This window comes from Oleiphilus sp. HI0132 (assembly GCF_001635845.1).
The window spans coordinates 1-881 of the sequence record NZ_LWGJ01000364.1; the positions used below are offsets into that span (position 1 = coordinate 1).

Consider the following 881-nt stretch of genomic DNA (forward strand, 5'->3'; position numbering starts at 1 on the left):
TCTTACCGGTCAGAACATGATGAGGCTCTGTGCGAAACGCAATTATCTGAGCCTGGTCCAATAGACAAGATAATTGCCAGTCAGATTGCAGAACATATCCATGATGAAGATACATTGCAGATGGGAGTTGGTGGTGTGCCAAATGCGGTGCTCGGAATGTTAGATAGCCACCGAAATTTAGGCCTGCACTCTGAGTTGTTTTCGCCCGCGATGGTTAGGTTGATTCAGTGGGGAGTTCTGACCGGTAAGAAAAAATTCTGGATGCAGCACAAGCACGTGTTTACCTTAGCTTTGGGTGACAAAGCGATGTATGACTTTATGGATGATAACCCTTCGATCGTTGGTTATCCTGCTTCCTGGGTGAATAATCCGGCAGTGATCAGTAAGAACAATAATATGGTTTCTGTAAACGCTGCAATCGAAGTTGATTTGACGGGGCAGGTGAATGCAGAGCATATGAATGGTCAGCAGTTTTCAGGCACCGGAGGGCAGTTGGATTTTGTGAGGGGGCTTATATGGCCGAGAATGGCCGTTCTTTTATCGCGCTTCATTCTACAGCAAAAAAAGGTCAGGTGAGTCGAATTGTCCCACGCATAGAGGGTGGGGCTGTGACCGATACCCGTATGGATACGCATTATATTGTGACGGAAAATGGCTGTGTAGATTTAAAGGGTAAATCTTTAAGTGAAAGGGCTGAGCTACTAATACAGCTGGCGCATCCCAGGTTTCAGCAAGAGTTGATCGATAGTGCCCGAGCAATGGGGGCTTTGGGAAAAAGTGGGCGAAAGTTGCCCGGTGCAGAAATTGCTTCATAGTTAAAGAGAGGGACGCTTTTATGACTTGGGTCATTGAGGATTATTCCTTTCTAGTATTACAATCGA

General features: G+C 46.1%; 1 pseudogene. It reads left to right on the forward strand.

The window, feature by feature from the left end:
- The first annotated feature begins 318 nt into the window (after positions 1–318).
- A pseudogene (locus tag A3766_RS31855) lies at positions 319–815 on the forward strand (acetyl-CoA hydrolase/transferase C-terminal domain-containing protein).
- Positions 816–881: the final 66 nt, after the last annotated feature.